The 26,219-nt window shown below is 63.6% G+C and carries 21 protein-coding genes; 10 read left to right on the top strand and 11 right to left on the bottom strand.

Features of this window, described 5'->3' with window-relative positions:
• Window positions 1-7: 7 nt before the first annotated feature.
• Window positions 8-1,381, top strand: a complete 1,374-nt coding sequence (locus NKJ77_RS17695) for a PleD family two-component system response regulator (RefSeq protein ID WP_023667573.1) — start codon at window positions 8-10, stop codon at window positions 1,379-1,381.
• A gap of 408 nt (window positions 1,382-1,789) precedes the next feature.
• On the opposite strand, the gene rpmG is transcribed toward NKJ77_RS17695, so the two are convergent.
• The 8 genes from rpmG to NKJ77_RS17735 form a co-directional block, all read right to left on the bottom strand.
• On the bottom strand, window positions 1,790-1,957 hold the full coding sequence (gene rpmG / locus NKJ77_RS17700; RefSeq protein WP_006201775.1) for a 50S ribosomal protein L33: 168 nt from the start codon (window positions 1,955-1,957) through the stop codon (window positions 1,790-1,792).
• Window positions 1,958-2,281: 324 nt separating this feature from the next.
• Window positions 2,282-2,737, bottom strand: coding sequence for a YqfO family protein (locus tag NKJ77_RS17705; RefSeq protein WP_023830656.1), 456 nt, complete (start codon window positions 2,735-2,737; stop codon window positions 2,282-2,284).
• Window positions 2,738-2,853: 116 nt separating this feature from the next.
• The gene (locus NKJ77_RS17710) at window positions 2,854-4,029 is read right to left on the bottom strand and encodes an MFS transporter (RefSeq protein WP_023830657.1); all 1,176 of its coding nucleotides are present in this window, start codon (window positions 4,027-4,029) and stop codon (window positions 2,854-2,856) included.
• A 79-nt stretch (window positions 4,030-4,108) separates the two neighbouring features.
• Window positions 4,109-4,849 (bottom strand): NUDIX hydrolase, encoded by a 741-nt coding sequence (locus NKJ77_RS17715; RefSeq protein ID WP_023830658.1) that lies wholly within the window; start codon window positions 4,847-4,849, stop codon window positions 4,109-4,111.
• Between the two features lie 87 nt (window positions 4,850-4,936).
• Window positions 4,937-5,389 (bottom strand): DUF983 domain-containing protein, encoded by a 453-nt coding sequence (locus NKJ77_RS17720; RefSeq protein WP_031194788.1) that lies wholly within the window; start codon window positions 5,387-5,389, stop codon window positions 4,937-4,939.
• Complete coding sequence (gene rnr / locus NKJ77_RS17725; protein WP_023830659.1) at window positions 5,389-7,695, bottom strand: ribonuclease R; 2,307 nt, start codon at window positions 7,693-7,695, stop codon at window positions 5,389-5,391. Before rnr ends, NKJ77_RS17720 begins: the two co-directional genes overlap by 1 nt.
• Before the next feature lie 4 nt (window positions 7,696-7,699).
• Window positions 7,700-10,363, bottom strand: a complete 2,664-nt coding sequence (gene topA, locus NKJ77_RS17730) for a type I DNA topoisomerase (protein WP_023830660.1) — start codon at window positions 10,361-10,363, stop codon at window positions 7,700-7,702.
• A 316-nt stretch (window positions 10,364-10,679) separates the two neighbouring features.
• Window positions 10,680-11,057 carry a COG4315 family predicted lipoprotein gene (locus NKJ77_RS17735; RefSeq protein WP_023830661.1) on the bottom strand — a complete coding sequence of 126 codons (378 nt, stop codon included), beginning with the start codon at window positions 11,055-11,057 and terminating at the stop codon, window positions 10,680-10,682.
• 218 nt (window positions 11,058-11,275) lie between these two features.
• Here NKJ77_RS17735 and NKJ77_RS17740 point away from each other — a divergent pair, with 218 nt between their 5' ends.
• From NKJ77_RS17740 to NKJ77_RS17755, 4 genes are all read left to right on the top strand, one after another.
• Window positions 11,276-12,025 (top strand): cytochrome c biogenesis CcdA family protein, encoded by a 750-nt coding sequence (locus NKJ77_RS17740; protein WP_023710621.1) that lies wholly within the window; start codon window positions 11,276-11,278, stop codon window positions 12,023-12,025.
• A 122-nt stretch (window positions 12,026-12,147) separates the two neighbouring features.
• Window positions 12,148-13,521 (top strand): bifunctional UDP-N-acetylglucosamine diphosphorylase/glucosamine-1-phosphate N-acetyltransferase GlmU, encoded by a 1,374-nt coding sequence (glmU, locus tag NKJ77_RS17745; RefSeq protein WP_023830662.1) that lies wholly within the window; start codon window positions 12,148-12,150, stop codon window positions 13,519-13,521.
• Between the two features lie 195 nt (window positions 13,522-13,716).
• Entirely contained in the window at window positions 13,717-15,540 is a 1,824-nt protein-coding gene (glmS, locus tag NKJ77_RS17750; RefSeq protein ID WP_023681564.1) for a glutamine--fructose-6-phosphate transaminase (isomerizing), read from the top strand.
• A gap of 92 nt (window positions 15,541-15,632) precedes the next feature.
• Window positions 15,633-16,403, top strand: a complete 771-nt coding sequence (locus tag NKJ77_RS17755) for a DUF502 domain-containing protein (protein ID WP_031193123.1) — start codon at window positions 15,633-15,635, stop codon at window positions 16,401-16,403.
• On the opposite strand, the gene recG is transcribed toward NKJ77_RS17755, so the two are convergent.
• Window positions 16,355-18,463, bottom strand: coding sequence for an ATP-dependent DNA helicase RecG (gene recG, locus NKJ77_RS17760; protein WP_023688323.1), 2,109 nt, complete (start codon window positions 18,461-18,463; stop codon window positions 16,355-16,357). The genes NKJ77_RS17755 and recG overlap by 49 nt on opposite strands.
• Window positions 18,464-18,777: 314 nt before the next feature.
• Between recG and NKJ77_RS17765 the strand changes: the two genes are divergently transcribed.
• The 5 genes from NKJ77_RS17765 (at window position 18,778) to NKJ77_RS17785 (ending at window position 24,988) form a co-directional block, all read left to right on the top strand.
• The gene (locus tag NKJ77_RS17765; protein ID WP_023681561.1) at window positions 18,778-19,065 is read left to right on the top strand and encodes an FAD assembly factor SdhE; all 288 of its coding nucleotides are present in this window, start codon (window positions 18,778-18,780) and stop codon (window positions 19,063-19,065) included.
• 10 nt (window positions 19,066-19,075) lie between these two features.
• On the top strand, window positions 19,076-22,573 hold the full coding sequence (mfd, locus tag NKJ77_RS17770) for a transcription-repair coupling factor (protein ID WP_352535543.1): 3,498 nt from the start codon (window positions 19,076-19,078) through the stop codon (window positions 22,571-22,573).
• A gap of 135 nt (window positions 22,574-22,708) precedes the next feature.
• On the top strand, window positions 22,709-23,041 hold the full coding sequence (locus NKJ77_RS17775; protein WP_352511620.1) for an Mpo1-like protein: 333 nt from the start codon (window positions 22,709-22,711) through the stop codon (window positions 23,039-23,041).
• A gap of 1 nt (window position 23,042) precedes the next feature.
• A complete protein-coding gene (locus NKJ77_RS17780; RefSeq protein WP_352535544.1) occupies window positions 23,043-23,477 on the top strand; it encodes a DUF3995 domain-containing protein in 435 nt (144 codons plus the stop codon).
• 137 nt (window positions 23,478-23,614) lie between these two features.
• A complete protein-coding gene (locus tag NKJ77_RS17785; RefSeq protein ID WP_352511618.1) occupies window positions 23,615-24,988 on the top strand; it encodes a class II 3-deoxy-7-phosphoheptulonate synthase in 1,374 nt (457 codons plus the stop codon).
• Window positions 24,989-25,050: 62 nt separating this feature from the next.
• Here the strand turns inward: NKJ77_RS17785 and NKJ77_RS17790 are convergent, their stop codons facing one another.
• Both NKJ77_RS17790 and NKJ77_RS17795 read right to left on the bottom strand, forming a co-directional pair.
• On the bottom strand, window positions 25,051-25,821 hold the full coding sequence (locus tag NKJ77_RS17790) for an RES family NAD+ phosphorylase (protein ID WP_352535545.1): 771 nt from the start codon (window positions 25,819-25,821) through the stop codon (window positions 25,051-25,053).
• A complete protein-coding gene (locus tag NKJ77_RS17795; protein WP_023681556.1) occupies window positions 25,781-26,179 on the bottom strand; it encodes an MbcA/ParS/Xre antitoxin family protein in 399 nt (132 codons plus the stop codon). Before NKJ77_RS17795 ends, NKJ77_RS17790 begins: the two co-directional genes overlap by 41 nt.
• Window positions 26,180-26,219 lie beyond the last annotated feature (40 nt).

Below are 26,219 nucleotides of genomic sequence, written 5' to 3' on the forward strand. Positions count from 1 at the left end.
TTGTGACATGACCGCGCGGATCCTCGTCGTCGACGACATCCCTGCCAATGTCAAACTTCTCGAGGTTCGGCTGCTGGCCGAATATTTCGAGGTGTTGACGGCCTCCAACGGGCCGGACGCGATCGAGACCTGCGAAAACGGCAAGGTCGATGTCGTGCTGCTCGACGTGATGATGCCCGGCATGGACGGGTTCGAGGTCTGCAAGCGGCTGAAAAGCGATCCGGCGACCGCGCATATACCGGTGGTCATGGTGACCGCGCTGGGCCATGTTGCCGACCGGGTGCGCGGCCTCGAGGCAGGCGCCGACGACTTTCTCACCAAGCCGGTCAACGATCTGCAACTGATGACGCGGGTGAAGAGCCTGGTCAGGCTGAAGTCGCTGACCGACGAGCTGCGGCTGCGCGCATCGACCACCCGCAACATCGGCATCGAGGCGCTGTTGAGCCGCAGCTTCGCGTCGGAGGACGCCACGCCGAAGGTGCTGTTGATCGACGAGCGCAAATCGTCGTTCGAGCGCATCCAGAACATGCTGCGCGGCAGCGCCGAGCTCGACATTGCCACCGATCCGCATGCCGGCTTCTTCCAGGCCGCCGAGGCGCCCTATGAGTGCGTGCTGATCTCGACCGGTTTTACCGATTTCGATCCGCTGCGGTTGTGTTCGCAATTGCGTTCGCTCGACCGCACCCGCTTCCTGCCGATCATCCTGATTGCCGACGAAGGCGAGGAGGGCCGCATCATCAGAGGCCTCGAACTCGGCATCAACGACTATCTGATGCGGCCGATCGACCAGCAGGAGCTGACGGCGCGGCTGCGCACGCAGGTGCGCCGCAAGCGCTACAACGACCAGCTGCGCGCCAGTGTCACCCAGACCATCGAGATGGCGGTGACCGACGCGTTGACCGGGCTGCACAACCGCCGCTACCTCGACAGCCATTTGCAGACGCTGTTCGACCGCGCCGTGGCGCGGCGGCGGCCTCTGTCGGTGATGATCACCGATCTCGACCGCTTCAAGACCGTCAATGACTCGCATGGCCATGATGGCGGCGACGATGTGCTGCGCGAGTTCGCAAGGCGGCTGCGCAAGAACGTCAGGGGCATCGACCTTGCCTGCCGCTTCGGCGGCGAGGAATTCGTCGTTGTGATGCCGGACACGGACGGCGCGGTGGCGGAGAAGGTTGCCGAGCGCATTCGCGCCGAAATCGCCCAGCTGCCCTTTGCCATCGGCCCTGAAGGCAAGGCGATCGAAGTCACGGTCAGCGTCGGCGTGTCATCGGTTCTGAAGGGCGCGGACACGGTCGCGGCGTTGATGAAACGTGCCGACGTGGCGCTCTACGAAGCCAAAAGTGGCGGCCGCAACCGGGTCGTCGCCAAGGCAGCGTAGGCTAGACCACCGATTATGCAGTCAATCGGACAGGGTTAGGAATTTACCTTAATCCAAGCGATTCGGCAGGCTTGGTTAAGAAACTATTGATTTTCAAACATTGTTGCGCAAATGTGCGGTGCAAGAACAAGGGCGATGCGGGCACGAGGGTAGACAGCCGCATCGCTTCGCCGAATACCCCATGATGCTCAGGTCCGCCGCATCTCCTGGGTCCGTGGGGTCGGCCGGCCGGCGCTGGCACATAGTGGCCTCCTCGTACCGCTGCCATACGCCGACCGGCCCCCTTTTTTACCAAAAAATGAGATGAGCACTTCGCGCCAAACAGCGGAGGGTTCTGGCTTTCGGGGCCTTGAATCAAAAACGCCGCCCGAAGGGGCGGCGCTTTTGACAGAGCGTATGAAAACCAGATTACTTGATCTTGGTTTCCTTGAACTCGACATGCTTCTTGGCGACCGGGTCGTATTTGCGGAACGACAGCTTGTCGGTCTTGGTACGGCTGTTCTTGCTGGTCACGTAGAAGAAACCGGTGTCGGCGGTCGACAGAAGCTTGATCTTGATGTTTGCGGCTTTGGCCATTGTATCAGTCCGTTATGTTCGTGGGGTTCTGGCCGCTGGAGCGGGGGAAAACACCCGGACGCGGGAAACTTGGCGCGACACATAAAGAACGTGCCCGGAAAGTCAAGCCCGGCTCGGCGGCCGTGTCGTAAGCACATGAGTTGTCCGGATTAGGTAGCACATGAGTTGTCCGGTTTTATCACCGGCTCGATGGAGGCTGAGGCTCAGGGCGTTCGAATCTTGAAAAGCCAAGCAATTGGCTTTTCGTCCGCTACGAGGCCGCTTCTCACCCCACAAGGAGAGAAGGTAAGGTCGCTGTTGCTCGCCCTCAGCGGGGCCGGATTTCTAGGCTTCTTCCTTAACTGGAAGCGCTTTCTTCCAGTCCCCGGTGGTGTTCCACCAGCGATTCGGATTGGCGCGGTCGTCCAGGCCCTTGGAGCGGCTGGCGAGGATTGGCTGGATGCGGATCACCGGCTCCTGGTAGGAATGCGCCTGGAAAATTGCCTCGACGACGCGGGCGACGAGCGCCTGGTCGTCGGGCAACTCGAACGAGACCTCGACGGTGCCGGGGCGGCGGCGCAGTTCGGTTTCGACGCCGGCGGCTGCACCTTCCAGCGGTCGGTAGCGTTCGATGCCGTGCGCGGTTTGATCGGCGTTGCGGTCGTATTTGCCCATTGCCAGCGGCGCGATCGCGACCACGGCGTCCATGATGCGGTCGACATCGGCTGCCGGGGCCTGGAAGCTGACAAGCAGCAGAAGCGTCATGCGCAGAGATGTGGTTTCAAAGCCGCTGTCGATCATCGCCGTATCCTCAAACTCGGGTTTTTTGGGACACCCTTTTAGCTGAGGTCTCCTGACACGGTTCTGTCAGCAGCGGCGACATCCCGTCAGGATTGCGCAGACTGGCGACGGACAGGCTACCAGATCTTGCGGACCAGCCTGGCGCTGACCAAGACGATATAGGCGGCAAAGAACAGGCCGAGCGACCAGCCGAAGCCGGAGGGCCCGAAGGCATCCATGCCGATGCCGATCGCCTGCGGGCCAAGCACCATGCCGACGCCGTAGCAGAGCACGAAGGCGGCGTTGGCCGAGGCCAGTTCGTGGCCGGAGAGCTGCGAGCCCAGATGGGCAAGGCCGATCGTGTACATGGCGGCCACCACGCCGCCCCAGACGAACAGAAGCGCCGCCATCAGGTGCCAATTGCCGGCGAAGAACGGCATGAAGATGGTGCCGGCAAGTCCGACCGTGGCGCAGGCCAAAAGCAGATAGCGGCGGTCTGAGACGCGGTCGCTGATCATGCCGATAGGGATCTGCAACAGCACGTTGCCGAGGCCGATCATGGTGAGCAGGAGGGCTGCATCCGCCTCGGAATAGCCGATGCGGTTGCCATAGACGGGGAACAGCGCAAAGCCGCCGGTCTCGACGGCGCCGAACACCAGCACGGCGGCGGTCGCTGTCGGCACCAGCCAGATGTAGCGCAGGAAGTTGCTGGTTTCGCCGTCAACCACGATTGTGGGACTTTCATTCCGTGCGGCCAGCACCGGGATTGCGGCCAGCGCGACCAGGACGATGATGACGCCAAACGGCAAGAAGCCGGTGCTGCCGATATGGGCGAAGATCCATGGCCCGGCGGCGAAGCCGAGCGACAGCACTGTGGCGTAGATGCCGAGCACCAGGCCGCGCCGGCGCGGCGGCGCCGAGGTGCTGATCCAGAATTCCGACAGGATGAACAGCACCGTCAGCGCGATGTGCAGCACGACGCGTAGTGGGAACCACATCCAGAAGTCCGGGGCGAAGTGGAAGCCGACAAAGGCGAGCGCGCCGGCGGCGATCATGGCGATCATCGTCCAGGCGACGCCGAAGCGCATCGCCAGCGGCGTGGCCAACGGGGCGCCGGCGATCGAGGCGAGGCCGGCGACCGCGGTGTTGAGGCCGATCATCGATGCCGAGTGGCCGCGGCTCTCGAGAATAACGCTGAGCAGCGGCATGCCGAGGCCTATGGCGATGCCGACGACGCTGATCGAGGAGATCGCGGCGATCATAGGTAGCCAATGTACGCGCTCGTCGCCCTCTTGCTGGGTATCGACCGTCATGTGATGCCTGAATACTCTGTTTGTTTGATATTGCGTAATTCCGGACGGAAAACCGCGTCACACTTTTCCTGGAATTGCTCTAAAGAATTTCGCGAACGAAGCGGTTGCGGACAAGCCGGTAGAACGGCACGGACCCACCGGGTCGCAGGCGCGGATCGCCGGCAAGCCGCGTCTCCAGCTCCTGCAAGATCGTTCGGGTGATGTCGGGGATATCGGCCTCTCTGGCCTTGGCAAGCGGCAGCCAGACCAGTTCTTCCAGCTCATTGGTCGGGCCGCCACCCGGCAGTTCCACGGCGACATCGCTGCGCCAGGCGCTGAAGAAGCGGGTGTCGAAACGACGCACGCGATTGGGCGGGGTGATGGCGCGGGCGATGAAGCGCAGCGGCGCCAGCGAAGGCTGGACGCCGTGCTCGACAAAGCCCTGCCAGTCGCGTTTGTCGGTTGCGAAAGAGCCTTTGCTGCCGATGAGCAGGCCGGCTTCCTCATAAGTCTCGCGGATGGCCGAGAGCGCGATGGCACGGGCCCGCGACGGGCTGATGCGGCCGACGCCGGCGGTCAGCCTGGCTTCCTCCTCCGGGAGCAATGGGGTGGCAACGGCAATGCGGCTGTCGGCCGAATCGGTGCGGCCGCCGGGAAAGACGAACTTGCCGGGCATGAAGGCGTGGCCTGCGTGGCGCCGGCCCATCAGCACCAGAATCTCACCGCCCTCGCGGTCGAGCAGGATCAGGGTGGCGGCATCGCGCGGGCGTATGGGCAGGCCGCTGTGGGCGGCTGCGCCACGGTCCATCCTGCTGACTTCCGCCTTGGTCATACCTTCCATGCGCAGGACCTAGCGGAAACTTCTGGCAAACGAAAGTGGCCTTTCACGGTCGGCATGTTGCGCCAGGCGACATTGCCCTGACGCAAACTAGGTTCCGGGATGCGGCTCGGTGCCGTCTTTTTCGCCGCCGAAGCCGTGCATATAGAGCGCCCATTGCAGTCCGATGACGGCGCCCTTGACCGGTTGCAGCAGAGCGACCGACAACACGATGGTCAGCGGCACCCAAATGGCGATGTGCTGCCACATGGAGAGCGTCGAGGTCGCCTCGACGCCCATGAAGGCGCCGAGAACGATGTGGCCGACAATGACGATGACGAGATAAGCGGGCAGGTCGTCGGCGCGGTGGTGGTGGAACTCCTCACCGCACACGGCGCATTTGTCGACGCTTTTGGTGAAGCCGGCGAACAACCTGCCTTCGCCGCAATGCGGGCAGCGGCCAAGGGCGCCGCGCTTCATCGCCGTCCACAGCGGGCGGGCGACTCGGCCCGAATGATGTTCGCCGCCGAAAACCTGCTTCTGGATTCCCATTTCGCTTGCCATTATCGTCTCCTGCCGCGCGACCCCGGGCGCGATTGCGACGCGCGGGCGCGGCCTTTTGCCTTGTGAAACGACCGTTTGGAGCCGGGCAGGGGCTTCGGGTCGGTCAGCATCTCGAAACGCATCGCGCCGGCCATAGGCGCCACCTCGATCAGGCGAACCTCGACGCGGTCGGCAAGCTGATAGCCCTTGCCGGTGCGTTCTCCGAACAGCGATCGCGCGGTTTCGTCATATATATAGTAATCGCCATCCAGACTTGACACCGGGATGAAGCCATCTGCGCCAAACTGCGGCAATTGGACAAATAGTCCCGATTTGGTGACGCCCGAAATGCGGGCGTCGAAGCGGTCGTCGATGCGCTCGGCGAGGTAGGCAGCGATCAGCCGGTCGACGGTGTCGCGCTCGGCCGCCATGGCGCGGCGCTCGGTGCCGGAGATCAGCACCGCGACGTCTTCCAGCCGCGTCTCTTCGTCCTGCGTCAGCCCGCCAGGGCCGAGCCCAAGTGCGGCAATCAGCCCGCGATGCACGATCAGATCGGCATAGCGGCGGATCGGCGAGGTGAAATGCGCGTAGCGCTTCAGGTTGAGGCCGAAATGGCCGATGTTCTTGGGCGAATATTCGGCCTGACTCTGCGAGCGCAGCACCACTTCGTTGACCAGCCCCTCATTGTCGGCGCCACGCACGCGCTCGAGAATGCCGTTGAACTGGGCGGGCCGCATCTGCGCGCCACGCGCCAGCGACAGGCCGAGCGTCTGCAGGAACTCGCGCAGCGATTCCTGCTTGGCCAGCGACGGCGCATCGTGGACGCGGTAGACCAGCGCCTGCTTCTTCGCTTCCAGCGTTTCGGCGGCGGCGACATTGGCCTGGATCATGAATTCTTCGATCAGCTTGTGGGCGTCGAGCCGCTCCGGGACGACGACGCGGTCGACGGTGCCGTCCGGCTTGAGCAGGATCTTGCGCTCGGGCAGATCAAGCTCGAGTGGCTGGCGGCCATCGCGGCCGCGCTTGAGGATGGCGTAGGCGTCCCACAGCGGCTTCAGCACCGTATCGAGGATCGGGCCGGTCTTGTCGTCAGGAAGGCCGTCTATCGCGGCCTGAGCCTGCGGATAGGCGAGCTTTGCCGCCGATTTCATCATGACGCGGTGGAAGGTGTGACGCAGCTTGCGGCCATCGGCGGCAAAAATCATGCGCACGGCAAGCGCGGGACGGTCCTGGCCTTCGCGCAGCGAGCACAGGTCGTTGGAGATGCGCTCTGGCAGCATCGGCACGACGCGGTCGGGGAAATAGACAGAATTGCCGCGTTTCAGCGCCTCGCGATCGAGTGCGGTGCCATAGCGGACATAGGCTGCAACATCGGCGATCGCCACCGTGGCGATCACGCCGCCGGGGTTCTTCTCGTCGAGGTCGGGCGTGGCGAAGACGGCGTCGTCATGGTCCTTGGCGTCGGCCGGGTCGATGGTCACCAGCGGCAGGTCGCGCCAGTCCTCGCGGTGAGCAAGCGTCGCCGGTTTTACCGCCTCGGATTCGGCGATGACGTCGGCCGGGAAGATATGCGGAATGTCGTGCGCGTGGATGGCGATCATCGAGACCGCCTTTTCGCTGGTCAGCGAGCCCAGCACCGCCAGCACTTTTGCGCGCGGCAAACCATACCGGGAGGCCCGCGCCGGCTCGACCTCGACAAGGTCGCCGTTCCTGGCGCCGTTCTGGAATTCCTTGTCGACGATCAGTTCGGGCTGGCGACGTTCGACCGGCTCGATTCGGAAGGTGCCGTCCCTCAGGATACGGAAGACGCCCAGCACGGCATCTGTCCGCTTCTCGAAAATCTTCATTACGCGGCCGGTATAGGCAGGCCCGGTCGCCTCGTCGGTCGGGAAGGTCTTGGCCAGCACACGGTCGCCGATGCCCGGCTGCGGGCCATTGCCGCCGCGCGAGACGCGGATCGAGACGACGGGCGGTTCGCCGGTGCCTACGGGCTCGGCAGGATGCGCCAGCAGGATGCCGTCGCCATCGCGGCCAAAAATGTCGAGTACGGCGACATGCGACAAGGCGCCGACACGGGCCAGCCGTTTGCGCTCCTTGGTCAGGATGCCTTCGTCCTGCAGGTCGCGCAGGATGTCCTTCAGCCAGATGCGGTCGTCGCCGCGCAAGGCAAACGCCTTTGCGATGTCGCGTTTTCCCGCGCGGTCGGGGTTCTCGGCGATGTAGCGCAGGATTTCGTCACGCGACGGCCTGTAGTCGTCCTTGACCTTGGCCCTCGTGTCGGCGGTGCGCGGATCGCCGTGGCTTCTACCGGTGATCCTGCGCGCCACTCTGCTATCCCTTTTTCTTCGCCGCCGGCTTCTTGGTCGCCGACTTCTTGGCTGTGGTTTTCTTGCCAGTGGTTGTTTTGGCAGTGGTTTTCTTGGCTGTGGGGGCCTTGGCGGCTGCCGCCTTGCGGAACGGCTTCTTGCCGCCGCCCTTGGCTTCCTTCTCGGCAATCAGCGCCACCGCGTCCTCGACGGTCACCGACTGCGGATCCTTGCCCTTGGGCAGTGTCGCGTTGACCTTGCCGTAGTTGACATAGGGCCCGTATTTGCCATCGCGCACGACGATCTTGCCGCCGCCATCGGGATGGTCGCCGAGTTCCTTCAGCGCCGCCGCGGTGCCGCCATTGCGGCCGCCCTTGCCCTTCAGCTGCTTCTCGGCGATCACGGTGACAGCGCGGTTGAGGCCGATCGAGAACACATCCTCTATGCTGTCGACATTGGCATAGGTGCCATCATGCAAAACGAATGGACCATAGCGGCCAAGCCCGGCGGAGATCATCTTGCCGGATTCAGGATGCTTGCCGATATCGCGCGGCAGCGACAGCAGCGCCAAGGCCTTTTCATGGTCGATCGAGTCGGGCGTCCAGCCCTTGGGCAGGCTGGAGCGCTTGGCTTCCTTGCCGTCGCCGCGCTGGATATAAGGACCGAAGCGGCCTGAGCGCAGCGTGATTTCCTCTGCCGTGTAGGGATCGTTGCCGAGCACCTTGGTGCCGTCCTCGCCGCCGCCATTCTCGCCATTCGGGTTGGCGGCATCGCCGAGTTGGCGGGTAAAGGAACATTCCGGATAGTTGGAGCAGCCGACGAAGGCGCCGAACTTGCCGAGTTTCAGCGACAGATTGCCGGAGCCGCATTTTGGGCAGATGCGGGGATTCGAGCCATCCTCCCGCGCGGGGAACACCAGCGGCGCCAGTTCCTCGTTCAGCGCGTCGAGCACGTCGGTGACGCGCAGTTCCTTGATGTCGGCGACGGCGCCGGAAAAATCTTTCCAGAAGTCACGCAGCACGTCCTTCCAGGCGAGCTTGCCGTCGGAAATCTCGTCAAGCTTTTCCTCGAGTGAGGCCGTGAAGTCATATTCGACATAGCGCTCGAAGAAGCTTTCGAGGAAAGCCGACAGCAGCCGGCCCTTGGCCTGCGGCACCAGCCGGCGCTTGTCGATGGTGACGTAGTCACGGTCTTCCAACGTCTTCAGGATCGCGGTGTAGGTCGACGGACGGCCGATGCCGAGCTCTTCCAGCTTCTTGATCAGCGACGCCTCGGAGTAGCGCGGCGGCGGCTCGGTGGTGTGCTGGGTGGCATTGATCGCCTGACGGGCCAGTTGCTCGCCGGCACGGATCTCGGGCAGACGACGGTTTTCCTCGTCTTCGGCGTCGTCGTCCTTCTGGTCGGTGTAGGCGGCGATGAAGCCGTCGAAGCGAACGACGGAACCGACGGCGCGAAGCTCCGCGGTGCGAGCGCCATTGACCGCCTCGATTTCGACCGTGGTACGCTCGATCTCGGCCGACTGCATCTGGCTGGCGATGGCGCGCTTCCAGATCAATTCGTAAAGCCGCAGCTGGTCGGAATCGAGATACTGCCTGACCGAAGCCGGCGTGCGCATGAAATCGGTCGGGCGGACCGCCTCGTGCGCTTCCTGGGCATTCTTGGCCTTGGCTGTGTACTGGCGCGGCTTTTCCGGGAGGTATCTTGGGCCGAATTCCTTGGCGATGGTGTCGCGGGCGGCGTCGATCGCCTCCGGCGCCATCTGCACGCCGTCGGTTCGCATATAGGTGATCAGGCCGGTGGTCTCGCCGCCGATCTCCATGCCTTCATAGAGGCGCTGCGCCACCTGCATGGTGCGCGTCGCCGAAAAGCCGAGGCCCGACGATGCCGCCTGCTGCAGCGTCGAAGTGGTGAAGGGCGGGCCAGGATTGCGCCTTGTCGGTTTGGCTTCCACCGACAGAGCCTTGAAGGTCGCGCGTTCGAGCATGCCCTTGATATCGTCGGCCTGCGCCTTGCTGGCGATGTCGAGCTTCTGCAGCTTCTTGCGCTCGAACGCGGTCAGCCGCGCCTCGAAGCTGTCGTTACGTGGCGTGCCGAGGAGGGCAGCGATCTGCCAGTATTCCTCGCGGACGAAACGTTCGATTTCGGATTCGCGGTCGCAGACCAGGCGCAGCGCCACCGACTGGACGCGGCCGGCGGAACGGGCGCCCGGCAATTTGCGCCACAGCACCGGCGACAGCGTGAAGCCGACGAGATAATCGAGTGCGCGGCGAGCCAGATAGGCATCGACCAATGGCGCATCGATCTGGCGCGGATTGGCCATCGCTTCCAGCACCGACGACTTGGTGATGGCATTGAAGACGACGCGGCTGACCGGCTTGTCCTTCAACACGCGCTTCTGCTTGAGCACCTCCAGCACGTGCCAGGAAATGGCTTCGCCCTCGCGATCCGGATCGGTGGCGAGGATCAGGCCATCGGCATCCTTGACCGCGTTGGCGATGTCGGTGAGACGCTTTCCGGACGCGGTGTCGACCGCCCAGGACATCGCGAAATCCTCGTCGGGACGCACCGAACCATCCTTGGCCGGCAGATCGCGGACATGGCCGAACGAGGCCAGAACCTTGAAGTTCTTGCCGAGATACTTGTTGATTGTCTTTGCCTTGGCCGGCGATTCGACGACGACGACGTCCATGAGGTCTCATATCAGCTGTGGGGCGGCAGAAGAATTCCGCTGCGTGACGCATTCAATTGGTCGCTCACATGGCCGCGCTTTTGCGATCGGTCAAGGGCAAGCGGCCAAAATGCGGAGGCGTGTGCCGCAATACACTCTTAGAGTGTATGGAGAAGATCACAAAATTTTTGTCTGGGAGGGTTCGTGTTTCGAGCCACCGGGAAAGGCGCCGCGACCAGTTCGTGCTGCCCGTAAATGCCGAACTGGCCGCCGGGTCGCTTGGAGCCGGCGGCCAGCCGAGTCCCGCCGATGGGGTGCGGGATAGAGGCTCGGACGATCAGTCGGCCTTGACGATGTGCCAGACTTCGCCGACGCCGTCGCCGGTGATGTCACCGGCCTTCTTGTCCTTGATGAAGGTGTAGACCGGCTTGCCGTCATAGGCCCACATCTTGGTGCCGTCGGTGCGTTCGACGATGGTCCATTCGTCGTCCGCCTTGGCGCCATCCTCGGCCTTCAGCGGCGGCCAGTTGGTGGCGCATTTCTCATAGCAGTTGGTCTTGCCCTTCTCGTCCTTGTCATAGGTATAGAGCGTCATGCCGTTGGCATCGGTGTAGATCTTGGTGCCAGCGACTTCCGCTTCCTTCCACGCTTCGGCGGCGAAGGATGCGGCGGTGCTGAGCAGAAGGGCGGCCAGGCCGACGGTGATCGTTTTCATGGAAATCTCCCTGGTGATCCGACGAAGCGCGCAGAAACCGCGGCTTCGCTCTGTGAACGTTCGGCGAGGGACATTTCTTCCCCGGCTTGGTCAACTTGGGATTGGCCGACAACAATTCGTCCGGCCGGATCGTATCTGTAGCCAAATTCCACACGATGGTGATTGGCGAACACGATTTTGCGTCGCTATATCGGCGCCAAGGAATCTGGAGTTCTGGAATGCCATTGGACATCGGCTATGTCAGCGCGGTCGGAGCGGGGGCGATCTCGTTCCTGTCGCCTTGCGTGCTGCCGCTGGTGCCTCCCTATCTCTGCTACATGGCCGGCGTGTCGGTCGACGATTTTCGCGGTGACGATGCCGGCGTTACGGCCAAGGCCGGCGCCCGCGGCGCGCTCATCTATTCCTCGCTCGCCTTCGTACTTGGTTTCTCCACCGTGTTCGTGGCGCTCGGCGCTGGCGCCTCGACCATCGGCCATTGGCTGCGCGTGTGGCAGGAGCCGCTGGCGATGGCGGCCGGGGTGCTGATCATCCTGATGGGGCTGAATTTCCTCGGCATCCTGCGCATACCACTTCTGTCGCGCGAGGCGCGCTTTCAGTCGCAGGGCAAGCCTGCCAGCATGGTCGCCGCCTATGTCATGGGGCTGGCCTTCGCCTTTGGCTGGACGCCGTGCATCGGCCCGGTGCTGGGGCCGATCCTGACCTTGGCCGGCGGCCGCGAGACGGTGGGCGAGGGCGCTCTTCTGCTCGCCGCCTATTCGCTTGGCCTCGGCATTCCGTTCCTGATCGCTGCACTGTTCTCCGGCGCCTTCATGCGCTTCCTCGGCAGATTCCGCGTCCATCTCGGTCGCGTCGAAAAGGCGATCGGCGCGCTGCTGGTCGTCGCCGGGGTGTTCTTTCTCACCGGCGGCGTGCAGACGGTGTCCTACTGGCTGCTGGAGAATTTTCCGGTGCTGGGCCGGCTGGGGTAGCGATCCGCTGATCGAGAGTGAACTGCCTATCACCTCACCGGAATTTAACCCCATTGGTGCAGCATGACACCAGATGCTACCACTCTGCGATTCCTGATCCCATTTCATACGGTTGTCCTTCCATGAGCCAGAGATCCTGCTTGTCCGTCATTCTCGCCGCCGGTGAAGGCACGCGCATGAAGAGCGCGATGCCGAAGGTGCTGCACCAGATCGCCGGAATGCCGATGGTCGCCCATGTGGTGAAAGCGGCCGAGGCCGCCGGTGCTGCCAGCCAGGCGCTGGTGATCGGCCATGGCGCCGATGATATGCGCAAGGCGGCCGCGAAGTTCGCGCCCAAGGCCGAGACCTTCGTGCAGGAGAAACGGCTCGGCACTGCGCATGCCGTGCTGGCTGCGGGCGATGCGATATCAAAGGGTTATGACGATATTCTCGTGATGTTCGGCGACACGCCGCTGATCGACGCTGAAGCCCTGGTGACCGCGCGGCAAAAGCTTGCCGATGGCGCGGCTGTTGTGGTGATCGGCTTCCGCCCGCCCAGCCCGACCGGCTATGGCCGGCTGATCGAAAAGGGCGGCAAGCTCACCGCCATCCGCGAGGAGAAGGACTGCTCCGCCGAGGAAAAGAAGATCGGCTTCTGTAATGCCGGCATGATGGCGGTGGCGGGCAAGCATGCGCTCGACCTGCTCGACCAGGTTGGCAACAAGAACGCCAAGGGCGAGTTCTATCTCACCGACATCGTCGAGATCGCCAGTGCGAAAGGGCTCGATGTCGTTGCCACCGAAACCAGCTTCGAGAGTGCGCTCGGCATCAACAACCGAGCCGAACTGGCGCAGGCCGAAGGCATCTGGCAGGTGCGCCGGCGCTACGAGGCCATGCGGTCGGGCGTAACGCTGATCGCGCCGGAAACCGTGTATTTCTCGCATGACACCGAAATCGGCGCCGATACGATCGTCGAGCCCAATGTCTGGTTCGGACCGGGCGTGAAAATTGCAACCGGCGCCAAGATCCACGCTTTCAGCCACATCGAAGGCGCCACCATTGCCTCCAACTGCGTTGTCGGGCCGTTCGCGCGGCTGCGGCCGGGTGCCGATCTTCGCAACAAGGCCAAGGTCGGCAATTTCTGCGAGGTCAAGCAGGCGGTCATCGAGGAGGGCGCCAAGGTCAATCATCTGACTTATATCGGCGATGCCCGTGTGGGCGCGGGAGCCAATATCGGCGCCGGCACCATTACCTGCAACTATGACGGCTACTCGAAGTTTTTCACCGACATCGGCGAGGGCGCCTTCATCGGTTCGAACTCGTCGCTGGTGGCGCCGGTTACGATCGGCAAGGGCGGCTACATCGCCTCGGGTAGCGTCATAACCGAAAGCGTGCCGGACGATGCGCTGGCCTTCGGCCGCGCCCGCCAGAAGACCATTCCCGGCAAGGGCAAGGAATTGCGCGAGCGCTTCGCGTCTGCCGCAGCGGCGAAGAAAAAGGCCGGCACCGACCATTAACCGCCGAAGCAATTGAACAACCGAGGAATTGCGGTAACCGGATTGCAAGAGCGGTGTGTCATAGTGCATCGGGTTGAGAAGCGTTCCGTTACAGCAGACGAAACGCAAAGTGACTTTCGCGGCGGGCCGGCAATCCCTAGATAGCGCTGGTTTTCCATCGGGACTGGTTTTCCAGCGGGAATTGGGGGCAGGCATATGTGCGGTATCGTCGGAATTGTCGGCCAGAGCCAGGTCGCGCCGCTCATCGTCGATGCGCTGAAGCGGCTGGAATATCGCGGCTATGACTCGGCCGGTGTCGCCACGATCGAGCATGGCCGGCTTGGCCGCCGCCGCGCCGAAGGCAAGCTGATCAACCTCGAACGTCGGCTGAAGGACGAGCCGCTCGATGGCACGATCGGCATCGGCCACACGCGCTGGGCCACACATGGCGTGCCCAACGAGACCAACGCCCATCCGCATTTTTCCAACGGCGTCGCCATCGTTCACAACGGCATCATCGAGAATTTCGCCGAGTTGCGCGATGAGCTGATCCGCGACGGCTATTCCTTCTCGTCGCAGACCGACACCGAGGTCGTAGCGCATCTGGTGGCGCGCGAACTGGCCAAGGGGCTGAAGCCGATCGAGGCCGCGCATCAGGCGCTGAAGCGGCTGGAAGGCGCCTTTGCGCTGGCCATCATGTTCACCGGCGACGAGGACCTCATCGTCGGCGCCCGCAATGGTCCGCCTCTGGCCGTCGGCCACGGCGATGGCGAGATGTTTCTGGGCTCCGACGCCATTGCGCTCGCCCCGTTCACCAATTCCATCACCTATCTCGAAGACGGCGACTGGGCGGTGGTGCGCCGCGATGGCGTCACCATTTTCGACATCGACGGCAAAGAGGTTGCCCGCAAGCGCCAGCAATCGCTGTCGACCAGCTTCATGGTCGACAAGGGCAACCGCCGCCATTTCATGGAAAAGGAAATCCATGAACAGCCGGAAGTGATCTCGCACACGCTGGCGCATTATGTCGATTTCGTCTCCGGCGTGTCGAAGCCGCTGGAGCTGCCGTTCGACTTCGCCAAGATCGGCCGGCTGGCGATCTCGGCCTGCGGCACCGCCTATCTCGCGGGGTTGATCAGCAAATACTGGTTCGAGCGCTATGCGCGGCTGCCGGTCGACATCGATGTCGCCTCGGAGTTCCGCTACCGCGAAATGCCGCTATCGGCTGATGACGCGGCCTTCTTCATTTCGCAGTCCGGCGAAACCGCCGACACGCTGGCCTCGCTGCGCTATTGCCGCAAGGCGGGCATGAAGATCGGCGCCATCGTCAATGTGCGCGAATCGACCATGGCGCGCGAATCCGATGTCGTGCTGCCGACCTTGGCCGGCCCGGAGATCGGTGTAGCCTCGACCAAGGCTTTCACCTGCCAGCTTTCGGTGCTGGCCTCGCTGGCGGTGCGCGCCGGCGTGGCCCGCGGCACGATCTCGAAGGACGAGGAAAAGACGCTGGTACGCGCTCTTTCGGAGGCGCCTCGCTACGCCAACCAGGTGCTCAAGCTCGAGGAGCAGATCGAGCGCATCGCGCGCGAAATCTCGCGCTACAAGGACGTGCTCTATCTCGGCCGCGACACCAATTTCCCGCTGGCCATGGAAGGCGCACTGAAACTCAAGGAAATCTCCTACATCCACGCCGAGGGCTACGCCGCGGGCGAGCTGAAGCATGGGCCGATCGCGCTGATCGACGAGAACATGCCGGTCATCGTCATCGCGCCGCATGACCGCATCTTCGAAAAGACTGTGTCGAACATGCAGGAGGTGGCGGCGCGCGGCGGCAAGATCATCCTGATCACCGACGCCAAGGGCGCGGCTCAGGTGAGCGTGAAGACGATGGAGACGATCATCCTGCCTGACGTGCCGGAAATCATCTCGCCGATCATCTATGCGCTGCCGATCCAGATGCTAGCCTACTACGCCGCCGTGTTCATGGGGACGGACGTCGACCAGCCGCGCAACCTGGCGAAATCGGTGACCGTGGAGTAGTCGGCGCTCATCGGGGGTCTAAAAAACTTCGCAGTTCCAAAGCGCCGTCCGCTTCACTAGTGTGGCGCTGCAACCCGCATCCCCGGTGAACCATGTCCGATGCTCCCAGAACTTCCGGCATGACCCGGCTGAGGAACTATTTCCTCACAGGCTTTATCGTCTGCGCGCCGCTGGCGATCACCGCCTATATCGCCTGGTCGTTCGTCGGCTGGGTCGATTCCTGGGTGAAGCCGTACATTCCGGCGCGCTACAGCCCCGACACCTATTTGCCGTTTCCGGTGCCCGGCTTCGGCCTGATCGTGGCGCTCGTGCTGATCACGCTGATCGGCTTCATGACCGCCAACATCGTCGGTCGCGCCATCGTCAATTTCGGCGAACGGCTGCTTGGCCGTATGCCGCTGGTGCGCGGCATCTACGGTTCGCTGAAGCAGATTTTCCAGACGGTGCTGTCGAACAAGGGCGATATGTTCCGCCAGGTTGGGCTGGTCGAATATCCGCGAAAAGGCGTCTGGTCGCTGGTCTTCGTCGCCAGTGAGAAGGAAACCGAGATCAACCAGAAGCTCGACCATGCAGGCGACCCGATGATCGCCGTGTTCATGCCGTGCACGCCGAACCCTACCACCGGTTTCCTGATGTACGTGCCGAAATCCGACATCGTGCTGCTCGACATGACGATTGAGGACGGCGCCAGGCTGATCGTCTCGGCCGGGCTGGTGGCGCCCGAAGTCAAGCCGAAAATGGTGACGATGAACGGCCAGCCGATCGACGGAGATCTCGCCAACCCGCCGCTTGGCGGGCTGATCGCCGAGGGCGCTCAGCCGGCGCGCAAGAGCCGCACGGCCTCGTCGCGGCCGAACAAATAGAGCAGCAGGCGCAGCGCCTCGCCGCGCTCAGACTGTAGTTCCGGGTCGCGCGACAGGATCAGCCTTGCATCGTCGCGGGCTGCTTCGAGCAAGTCGGCGTGCACCTCGATGCGCGCCACCTGGAAGCCCGGCGTGCCGGACTGGCGGGTGCCGAGCAATTCGCCTTCGCCGCGCAGCTTCAGATCCTCTTCGGCGATCAGGAAACCGTCCTCGGTCTCGCGCATCACCGACAGCCGGCGCTTTGCCGTCTCGCCGAGCGGGTCCTTGTAGAGCAGCACGCAGGAAGAAGGCTTGTCGCCGCGCCCGACGCGGCCGCGCAGCTGGTGCAGTTGCGCGAGACCAAAACGTTCGGCATGCTCGATGACCATGATCGTAGCGTCCGGCACGTCGACGCCGACCTCGATGACGGTGGTGGCGATCAGGATGCGGGTTTCGCCGGCCTTGAAGGCGCGCATCGCCTCGTCTTTTTCAGCCCCCTTCATGCGGCCGTGGACGAGGCCGATGCGATCGCCGAACAAGGGCTGCAGCGAGGCAAAACGGTCCTCGGCCGACATCAGCTTGATCTCTTCGGATTCCTCGACCAGCGGGCAGATCCAGTAGATCTTCTGGCCGTCGGCAACGGCATCAAGCATGCGCCCGACCAGTTCGTCCAGCCGTTCCAGCGGCAGCGTTACGGTGCGGATCGGCTGGCGGCCGATCGGTTTTTCCGTCAGCTTGGAGACGTCCATGTCGCCGAAGGCGGTCAGCACCAGAGTGCGCGGGATCGGCGTCGCCGTCATCACCAGCATGTCGGGGGCGTCGCCCTTGGCGGTGATGGCAAGCCGCTGGTGGACGCCGAAGCGGTGTTGCTCGTCGACCACGGCAAAGACGAGGTCGTGATAGGTCACCGTTTCCTGGAACAGCGCATGGGTGCCGACGACGATGTCGATCTCGCCGCTGGCGAGACCTGATAGCGTTTCAGTGCGTTCGCGGCCCTTTTCGCGGCCGGTCAGGATAGCGACGCGCAGGCCGGCCTGTTCGGCCAGCGGCGTGATTGTAGCCAGATGCTGGCGCGCCAGGATTTCGGTCGGCGCCATCAAGGCCGCCTGGCCGCCGGCCTCGACTGCGCGCCCCATGGCCAGCAGCGCCACTACCGTCTTGCCGGAGCCGACATCGCCTTGCAGCAGGCGCAGCATGCGCTCGGGGTCGGCCAGATCGGCATTGATTTCGGCAAGCGCGAATTCCTGGCTGCCGGTCAATGAATACGGCAGGGCTGCGCGCAGTTTCTCGACGATGCGACCGTCGCCGATGAGCGGCCGGCCCGACAGCCGGCGCACTTTTGCCCGCACCAATGCCAGCGAGACCTGGCCGGCGAGAAGCTCGTCATAGGCAAGGCGGCGCCATGCCACCCCCTCGATGGCGACATCGATCGGGTCCGCGGGATAGTGGATGCGGGCGAGCGCGTCGGCGAAGGCGGGGAAAGTCTGCTTGCGCATGAAGGCGCCGTCCTGCCATTCCGGCAATTCCGGCAGCCGGCCGAGCGCCTGGCCGATGGCGCGGCGCAGCACCTTGCCCGACAGGCCGGCGGTCAGCGGATAGACCGGTTCGACCAGCGGCAGTGTTTCCGCCTCGCTCACCAGGGCGATATGGTCGGGATGGACCATGGTCGGGCGGCCGTTGAACCACTCCATGCGGCCGGAGACGACGACATGCTCGCCCACCGGCATCGCCTTTTCGAGATAGGCGGCATGGGCGTGGAAGAAAATCAGGCCGATCTCGCCGGTGTCGTCATGGGCATAGACGCGGTAAGGCACCGACCGGTTGCCGCGCGGCGGCGGCTGGTGGCGGTCGATGCGCACGTCGAGCGTGACGATGGCGCCGGCCGGCGCAAGCGCGATGCCGGGACGATTGCGACGGTCGATGACGGTGTGCGGCAGCACGAACAACAGGTCGCCCGCGCGCGCCGGCCGTTCGCCGAGATCGGCCGCCACCACCTTCTCGATCAGAGCGCCAACCTTGGGGCCGACGCCGGCAAGCGAAGTGATGGGGACGAAGAGAGGGTCGAGGAGGGAGGGGCGCATGCCTTTACCCTCCCCCCTGTGGGGAGGGTCGATCCGCGAAGCGGAGCGGGGTGGGGGTAGGTGCGCGTCTAACTTTCGAGGAAGTCGGTAGGTCAGCGCCGCACCCCCACCCCGTCTCACCCGCTTCGCTTTGCGAAGCGTGCTCGCCGACCCTCCCCACAAGGGGGAGGGTGAAGTGCGGGCGGTGTCCGGCACCAGCGTTGTCAGGAGTGTTCTTCACACCCGGGATGTTTAGCCGCCCACCCGTGCGTTGCAAGGCTGACACCGCCCTCTATCCACGCTATATGCGCCGCACCAAGCAAGGATGCGGCACGATGACCGGGACGAAACGATCAAGCGAGGGGCTGGATATCAGGCGCCGCAAGCTGTTGTTCCGCTCCTGGCATCGCGGGATGCGCGAGATGGACCTTATCCTCGGTACGTTTGCCGACAACGAGATCGGCGCCTTGACCGGCGATGAAATCGACCAATATGAAAGGCTGCTCGACATTCCCGACACCGAATTCCTGCCCATGGTCACCGGCGAACGCCCGGTTCCCAGGAATATCGACTGTGCCGTCCTGCAAAAGATCCTGGCATCGCGCCGGACCATGACATTTTAAACGTGCAACCATGAGCCTCATTCCCAAAATCGGTCTGCCGAAAGGCCGTGCCGGCCAGTTCATCGTCGACGGCGTTGCCGATGGCTACGAAGCCTTTGCGCTGGTGCAGGCGATCCATGAGATTGCGCCTGACAAACCGGTGCTGTTCGTGGCGCGCGACGGCCAGCGCCTGCCGTCGATCATCGAGGCGCTGACCTTTGCCGCCCCCGGCCTGCCGGTGCTGGAGTTGCCGGCCTGGGATTGCCTGCCCTATGACCGCGTTTCGCCAGGCTCCGATGCCGCTGCCAAGCGGCTCGACGCCCTGACGGCGATGATCGCGCTGGCAAAAAAGCCGCATCGCGCGGTCATCCTGACCACTGCCAATGCGCTGCTGCAGCGCATTCCGCCGGCCGATCTGGTCGAAGCGCAGACTTTCCACGCAAAGCCCGGCAACCAGATCGACATGAACGCGCTGGTGTCCCGGCTGGAGATTTCCGGCTTCGAGCGGGTGCCGACGGTGCGGGGTATCGGCGAATTCGCCGTGCGCGGCGGCATCCTCGACCTCTACGCACCCGGCTGGACGGAAGCACTGCGGCTCGATTTCTTCGGCGACACGCTGGAATCGATCCGCGTCTTCGACGCCGCCACGCAGCGCACCACCGGCCAGCGCAAGTCGATGGCGCTGCAGGCGATGAGTGAAGTGGCGCTGACCCCCGAAACCATCAGCCGCTTCCGCCGCTCCTATATCGAAGCCTTTGGCGCGCCGCAGCGCGACGACGGCCTTTATGCGGCGGTGAGCGAAGGGCGGCGCTTTGCCGGCATGGAGCACTGGCTGCCGCTGTTCTACGAGCGGCTGGAGACAGTGTTTGATTATCTGCCGGATGCGCCTGTCATCTTCGACCATCTGGCGCACGAAGCGCTGGCTGAGCGTCACACGCTGATCCTCGACCACTACGAAGCGCGCCGCAAACAGGCCGACGCCGCCTTGAAGGACGCCGTGCCCTACAAGCCGGTGGCGCCGGACCTGCTCTATCTCTCACCGGAAAACCTCGTGGCGTCGCTCGGACCGCGCGAAGCCATCGACTTCACCGCCTTCGACGCGCCCGATGTCGGGGCCAAGAAGGTCTTCCATGGCGGCTCGCGCCATGGCCGCAGCTTTGCCGAGGAACGGGCTGACCCAAACATCAACGTCTTCGATGTCGTCGTAAAACACATCGCCGACGAGCGCGCGGCGCGCCGCCGGGTCATCGTCGCCGGCTGGACCGAAGGCTCGCTCGACCGGTTGGGCCAGATCCTGGCCGAGCACCATCTCGGCAATCTCGTGCCGGTGGCGACGCTGGCCGAGGCGGAAAAGCTCGAGCCGGGGCAGGCGGCACTCGCCGTGCTGCCGCTGGAATCCGGCTTCGAGACCGAACAGCTGGTTGTCGTCGCCGAGCAGGACATTCTGGGCGACCGGCTGATCCGCCGCTCGAAGCGCAAGAAGCGCGCGTCGGATTTCATCGCCGAGGCCTCGTCGCTGTCGGCCGGCGACATCGTCGTCCACGCCGATCACGGCATTGGCCGCTTCATCGGCCTGCGCACCATCGAGGCGGTCGGTGCGCCGCATGACTGCCTGGAAATCCACTATGCCGGCGACGACCGGCTGTTCCTGCCGGTAGAAAACATCGAGCTTCTGTCGCGCTACGGCTCTGACACAGCCGAGGCGACGCTGGACAAGCTCGGCGGCGGCGCCTGGCAGTCGCGCAAGGCGCGGCTGAAGAAGCGCCTGCTCGACATGGCCGGACAGCTGATCCGCATTGCCGCCGAGCGCCAGATGCGTACCGCGCCGCCCATGGTGCCGGCGGAAGGGCTTTACGGCGAATTCTCGGCGCGCTTTCCCTACGAGGAGACCGACGACCAGCAAGGCGCGATCGATGCCGTCGTGGACGATCTCGGCGCCGGCAAGCCGATGGACCGGCTGATCTGCGGCGATGTCGGCTTCGGCAAGACCGAAGTGGCGTTGCGCGCCGCCTTCATCGCGGCGATGGAAGGGTTCCAGGTCGCGGTCGTGGTGCCGACGACGCTGTTGTCGCGCCAGCATTTCAAGACCTTCTCGCAGCGCTTCTCCGGCCTGCCGATCCGCGTCGGCCAGGCCTCGCGGCTGGTCGGCGCCAAGGAACTGGCGGAAACCAAGAAAGCCATCGCCGAGGGGCAGGTCGACATCGTCATCGGCACCCATGCACTGCTCGGGTCGGCGATCTCGTTCAAGAATCTCGGCCTGCTGATCATCGACGAGGAGCAGCATTTTGGCGTCAAGCACAAGGAACGGCTGAAGGACCTCAAGACCGACGTCCACGTGCTGACGCTGTCGGCGACGCCGATCCCGCGCACGCTGCAGCTTGCCTTGACCGGCGTGCGCGAACTGTCGCTGATCGCCACGCCGCCGGTCGACCGCATGGCGGTGCGCACCTTCATCTCGCCCTTCGATCCGCTGGTCATCCGCGAGACGCTGCTGCGCGAACGCTATCGCGGCGGCCATTCCTTCTATGTCGTGCCGCGCATCAGCGATCTCGCCGAAATCCATGATTTCCTGCGCGAATCCGTCCCCGAGCTGAAGGTGGCGGTGGCCCATGGCCAGATGCCGCCGGGCGAACTCGACGACATCATGAACGCCTTCTATGACGGCCAGTACGACGTGCTGTTGTCGACCACCATCGTCGAATCCGGGCTCGACATTCCGACCGCCAACACGCTGATCATCCATCGCGCCGATATGTTCGGCCTGTCGCAGCTCTACCAGCTGCGCGGCCGCGTCGGCCGTTCCAAGGTGCGGGCATATGCGTTGTTCACGCTGCCGGCCAATCGCAAGCTCACCGACACGGCCGAGCGCCGGCTGAAGGTGCTGCAGTCGCTGGACACGCTTGGCGCGGGCTTCCAGCTCGCCAGCCACGACCTCGACATCCGTGGCGCCGGCAACCTTCTGGGCGAAGAGCAATCCGGCCATATCAAGGAGGTCGGCTTCGAACTCTACCAGCAGATGCTGGAGGAGGCGGTGGCCGAGGTGAAGGATTCCGGCGAGGTTCAGGATGGCGGCTGGTCGCCGCAGATCGCCGTCGGCACGGCTGTCATGATCCCGGAGAGCTATGTGCCGGACCTGCAGCTCAGGCTGGCGCTCTACCGCCGCCTCGGCGACCTCGAAAACACCGAGGAAATCGACGCTTTCGGCGCCGAACTGATCGACCGCTTCGGCCCGCTGCCGGAAGAGGTGAAGCATCTCTTGAAGATTGTCTTCATCAAGGCGCTATGCCGCAGGGCCAATGTCGAAAAGCTGGATGCCGGCCCCAAGGGCGTCGTCATCCACTTCCGCAAGCGCGAGTTCTCCAACCCGGTCGGGCTGGTCAAATACATCGGCGAGCAGGGTTCGCTGGCCAAGATCAGGACCGACCACAGCGTGGTCTTCATCCGCGACTGGCCAACGGCGGAGAAGCGCCTGGCGGGCTCGGCCGTCGTCATGACGCAACTGGCGCGGCTGGTGGAGAAGGCCGCCTAGTTGTGGGACTTCGCTTAGCAAAGATCGCTTCTGGGTCTGCGACGATTGGAGCCATTGAAGTATTTTGGCCCAAGGGATCAGTTTGACCCAAGGGATCAGATGGATCCTGCAACTCATCGCTGAACGGGGAAATCCATGAACCCGCAGACCTTCGATGAATACTGGCTCGGTTATCTTGCCGGCCATTCAAAACCTTCGACCCGGTTTATCCACTATATCGGCCTGTTTTTCGCGCCGCTCGCCGGGATTGCGGCATCTTTCATGGTCGTCTGGTGGGCTTTCCTGGTCATCATTCCGTTCTTCTATGTCGCGGCTTTTCTCACTCACCCTTTCCTCGAGCATAACAGCAACAAGCCGTTTGCGGATCGGCCGTTATGGAGCGCCATCGCCTTGCTGCGCATGCTTGCACTTGAGCTGACAGGTGGGCTCGGTCGTCAGCTCAGGCGATTGAACGAGGTCGCCCGATAGTATGGCGACAGCGGTCGTCGCTCTCTGTTCGGCCATTCTGCTGCTCGGGGCCGGCTTTCATCTCTATTGGGGTCTCGGTGGGAGTGTTGGCGCCGGCGTCGCGTTGCCGCAACGCGAGGACGGCACTCCCGCCGTCAAGGAGACGGCCTTTGGGGCGATGGTGGTAGGGTTGATCCTGGCGCTGATGCTGCTGCTGATTTTCGGCTTCACCAATGTGATCCGCCTGCCGGTGCCGCAACAACTGCTGAAGGCGGGCATCATCCTGTGGGCGCTTATCTTCACCGCAAGGACTTTGAGCTGGTCGAGATATTTCGGGCTGTTCAAGCAGGTAAGGACCACGCGTTTTGCCAGCTACGACAGCTGGTTCTACAGCCCGTCATGTCTGCTGCTGGGGTTGGGCCTTTTCTATGTCGCTTTGTCACAGACGGCAGAGTGAACTGCCAGCCACCCATTCGCCAGCGCTTGAATTCCGGTCTAGAATAGGAAATCGGCTTCGTGTATGGAGCCGGGATCCCCATATGGGGCGGAAATGGCGGGCAAAAGACCTGCTGGAAAGAGCGTTTGGGTGCAGCGATGACGAAATGGTCGCCGAATTCTTGGAGAGCAAAGCCGATCAAGCAGGTTCCTGCCTATCCGGACCTTGCCGCGCTGAAGAACACGGAAGCCCAGCTTTCCACCTTTCCGCCGCTGGTTTTTGCAGGTGAGGCGCGCAAGCTGAAGAAGCAGCTTGCAGCTGTCGCTGCCGGTGACGCATTCCTTCTGCAGGGCGGCGATTGCGCCGAGAGTTTCGCCGAGCATGGCGCGGACAACATCCGCGACTTCTTCCGCGTCTTCTTGCAGATGTCGGTGGTGCTGACCTTCGCCGGCGCGCAGCCGGTGGTGAAGGTCGGCCGCGTCGCCGGCCAGTTCGCCAAGCCGCGCTCGTCCGACAATGAGACCAAGGGCGAAGTGACGCTGCCGAGCTACCGTGGCGACATCATCAATGGCATCGAGTTCGACCCGAAGTCGCGCATTCCCGACCCGGCCCGCCAGGAGATGGCTTACCGCCAGTCGGCGGCGACGCTCAACCTGTTGCGCGCCTTCGCCCAGGGCGGCTATGCCAGCCTTGAGAACGTGCATAGCTGGATGCTGGGTTTCGTCTCCGACAGCCCGCAGGGCGAGAAATACGGCAAGCTCGCGAACCGCATCACCGAGACGATGGACTTCATGAAGGCCGTCGGCATCACCTCGGAAACCAACTACGCCTTGCGCGAGACCGATTTCTACACCAGCCACGAAGCGCTGTTGCTCGGCTATGAAGAGGCGCTGACCCGCGTCGATTCGACGTCGGGCGACTGGTATGCAACCTCCGGCCACATGATCTGGATCGGCGACCGAACCCGCCAGCCCGACCATGCCCATGTCGAATATTGCCGCGGCATCAAGAACCCGCTCGGCCTCAAATGCGGCCCGTCGCTGACGCCGGATGGCTTGCTGGAACTGATCGACCTGCTCAATCCGGAGAACGAGCCGGGCCGGCTGACGCTGATCGCACGCTTCGGCTCCGACAAGGTCGCCGACCATCTGCCGAAGCTGGTGCGCGCGGTGCAGAAGGAAGGCCGCAGCGTCGTCTGGTCATCCGATCCGATGCACGGCAACACGATCGAGGCCGCCGGCTACAAGACGCGGCCGTTCGACCGCATCCTCAAGGAAGTCCAGACCTTCTTCGAGGTGCATCGCGCCGAAGGCACGCATCCCGGCGGCATCCATGTCGAAATGACCGGCAAGAATGTTACCGAATGCACCGGCGGCGCCCGCGCCATCACCGCAGAGGAACTGCAGGATCGCTACCACACCCATTGCGACCCGCGCCTCAACGCCGACCAGGCGATCGAGCTGGCGTTCCTGGTGTCCGACCTCTTGAAGAAGACCCATCCGATCCAGCACAAGCAGGCCGTGAACGGCTGAGAGCCTGTTTTCAGAAACTGAAATGATAAGCGCCGGAGAAATCCGGCGCTTTTTCGTTTAGATCAACGCCCGCGTTCCCAGCGCAATCCGTTGAGCCGGGGATCGTTGGCAAAGGCGGTTCTGGAAAACTCGATCCGCTTCTCCGGAAATTCTGAGATGGCCTGGACGCCGAACGCGCCGAGCCGGATGCGCCAGGTATGCGGCTCCAGCGGCTTGGCCTTGGTAAAGCCGCGGCATGTCAGCAGCGCCACATTGACGCCCTTCGGGTCGCGCGCCGAACGGTAACGGATCGCCTCCAGCCCAGCCTCACGCGCGACATCGGCAATCGCCTGGCTGGCGGCATAGTCGGTCGGATGCGTCCAATGGGCCCGGTCGCGGTCGAGCGGCGGCCGCGTCAGGTCGATGGCATTGTCGGTACGGATCGCGGCGGCGAAGGCGGTGTATTCGGCGGCGTCGTGCGGCCATGGCGTCTCGGGCGAATCGGCGAAGAACAGCAGGCGGTAGAAGGCCATTTCGGCGACCGCCGTCATGATCGTCTCCGCCGCGTAGTAGACCCCCAGAGTGCGGCCGGCGCGGCGGAAGCGCGAGCCGCAGGGATAGATCGAGCCGTAGCGGAAGGGCGTCGCCAAGAGATAGTGGAGATGCCGGCATTCCATGGGGATCTGCGGCTTGGTCTCCTCGATCAGATCCTCGAGCAGCGCCTGTTCGTCCAGCGTGTCGACGATCTTCAGCGTGGAGACGCGGTGCTGCGCCTCGACCATGCGCCAGTATTTGCCGTCGAGCCGGACGGCTTCAGACGAGAGCGCGTCGGGAGTCCAGATAGGCAATGACATCGACAAGCCCGGTAATGGTGAGGATCTTTTCAAGCGGGCTGCCATCGAACGCGGTATTGGCGTTCTTCAGCCATGCCCGGGCTATCGTCTCGTCACCGCCGACAATGGCGTCGAGCGAACGGAACAGCCGCACGAACAGCACCGCGAGTTCGAACGGCTTGGTGCCGCGCTCCAGCAGGAATTCCTGCCTGCGCATGCGTGAAACCGTGGCTTCCGAGACGCCGATGATCGACGCAAGCACCCTGGCGGTTATATCCAGGAGTTCGGCGGCGCGCAGCGTGGCCTTGGTCAGAACCGCATTTTCGGCCGCCTTCGCGGTCAGATCAGGGGCGGCAGCATTGGGTTGTGTAACAGACATGGCCTCTCTCTTTCCATGGAAAATATAGTCCACGAAAATT

This window comes from Mesorhizobium sp. M0052 (assembly GCF_040323255.1).
Lineage (GTDB): Bacteria > Pseudomonadota > Alphaproteobacteria > Rhizobiales > Rhizobiaceae > Mesorhizobium.

Bases quoted from the DNA above. Each gene is read 5' to 3' on its own strand.
- NKJ77_RS17695 (WP_023667573.1), top strand. From the start codon at position 8: ATGACCGCGCGGATCCTCGTCGTCGACGACATCCCTGCCAATGTCAAA.
- rpmG (WP_006201775.1), bottom strand. From the start codon at position 1,957: ATGGCCAAAGCCGCAAACATCAAGATCAAGCTTCTGTCGACCGCCGAC.
- NKJ77_RS17780 (WP_352535544.1), top strand. From the start codon at position 23,043: ATGGCGACAGCGGTCGTCGCTCTCTGTTCGGCCATTCTGCTGCTCGGG.
- NKJ77_RS17740 (WP_023710621.1), top strand. From the start codon at position 11,276: ATGCCATTGGACATCGGCTATGTCAGCGCGGTCGGAGCGGGGGCGATC.
- NKJ77_RS17735 (WP_023830661.1), bottom strand. From the start codon at position 11,057: ATGAAAACGATCACCGTCGGCCTGGCCGCCCTTCTGCTCAGCACCGCC.
- NKJ77_RS17775 (WP_352511620.1), top strand. From the start codon at position 22,709: ATGAACCCGCAGACCTTCGATGAATACTGGCTCGGTTATCTTGCCGGC.
- NKJ77_RS17715 (WP_023830658.1), bottom strand. From the start codon at position 4,849: ATGGAAGGTATGACCAAGGCGGAAGTCAGCAGGATGGACCGTGGCGCA.
- NKJ77_RS17790 (WP_352535545.1), bottom strand. From the start codon at position 25,821: ATGTCATTGCCTATCTGGACTCCCGACGCGCTCTCGTCTGAAGCCGTC.
- NKJ77_RS17765 (WP_023681561.1), top strand. From the start codon at position 18,778: ATGACCGGGACGAAACGATCAAGCGAGGGGCTGGATATCAGGCGCCGC.
- mfd (WP_352535543.1), top strand. From the start codon at position 19,076: ATGAGCCTCATTCCCAAAATCGGTCTGCCGAAAGGCCGTGCCGGCCAG.
- recG (WP_023688323.1), bottom strand. From the start codon at position 18,463: ATGCGCCCCTCCCTCCTCGACCCTCTCTTCGTCCCCATCACTTCGCTT.
- glmU (WP_023830662.1), top strand. From the start codon at position 12,148: ATGAGCCAGAGATCCTGCTTGTCCGTCATTCTCGCCGCCGGTGAAGGC.
- NKJ77_RS17720 (WP_031194788.1), bottom strand. From the start codon at position 5,389: ATGGCAAGCGAAATGGGAATCCAGAAGCAGGTTTTCGGCGGCGAACAT.
- glmS (WP_023681564.1), top strand. From the start codon at position 13,717: ATGTGCGGTATCGTCGGAATTGTCGGCCAGAGCCAGGTCGCGCCGCTC.
- NKJ77_RS17710 (WP_023830657.1), bottom strand. From the start codon at position 4,029: ATGACGGTCGATACCCAGCAAGAGGGCGACGAGCGCGTACATTGGCTA.
- NKJ77_RS17705 (WP_023830656.1), bottom strand. From the start codon at position 2,737: ATGATCGACAGCGGCTTTGAAACCACATCTCTGCGCATGACGCTTCTG.
- NKJ77_RS17785 (WP_352511618.1), top strand. From the start codon at position 23,615: ATGACGAAATGGTCGCCGAATTCTTGGAGAGCAAAGCCGATCAAGCAG.
- topA (WP_023830660.1), bottom strand. From the start codon at position 10,363: ATGGACGTCGTCGTCGTCGAATCGCCGGCCAAGGCAAAGACAATCAAC.
- NKJ77_RS17755 (WP_031193123.1), top strand. From the start codon at position 15,633: ATGTCCGATGCTCCCAGAACTTCCGGCATGACCCGGCTGAGGAACTAT.
- NKJ77_RS17795 (WP_023681556.1), bottom strand. From the start codon at position 26,179: ATGTCTGTTACACAACCCAATGCTGCCGCCCCTGATCTGACCGCGAAG.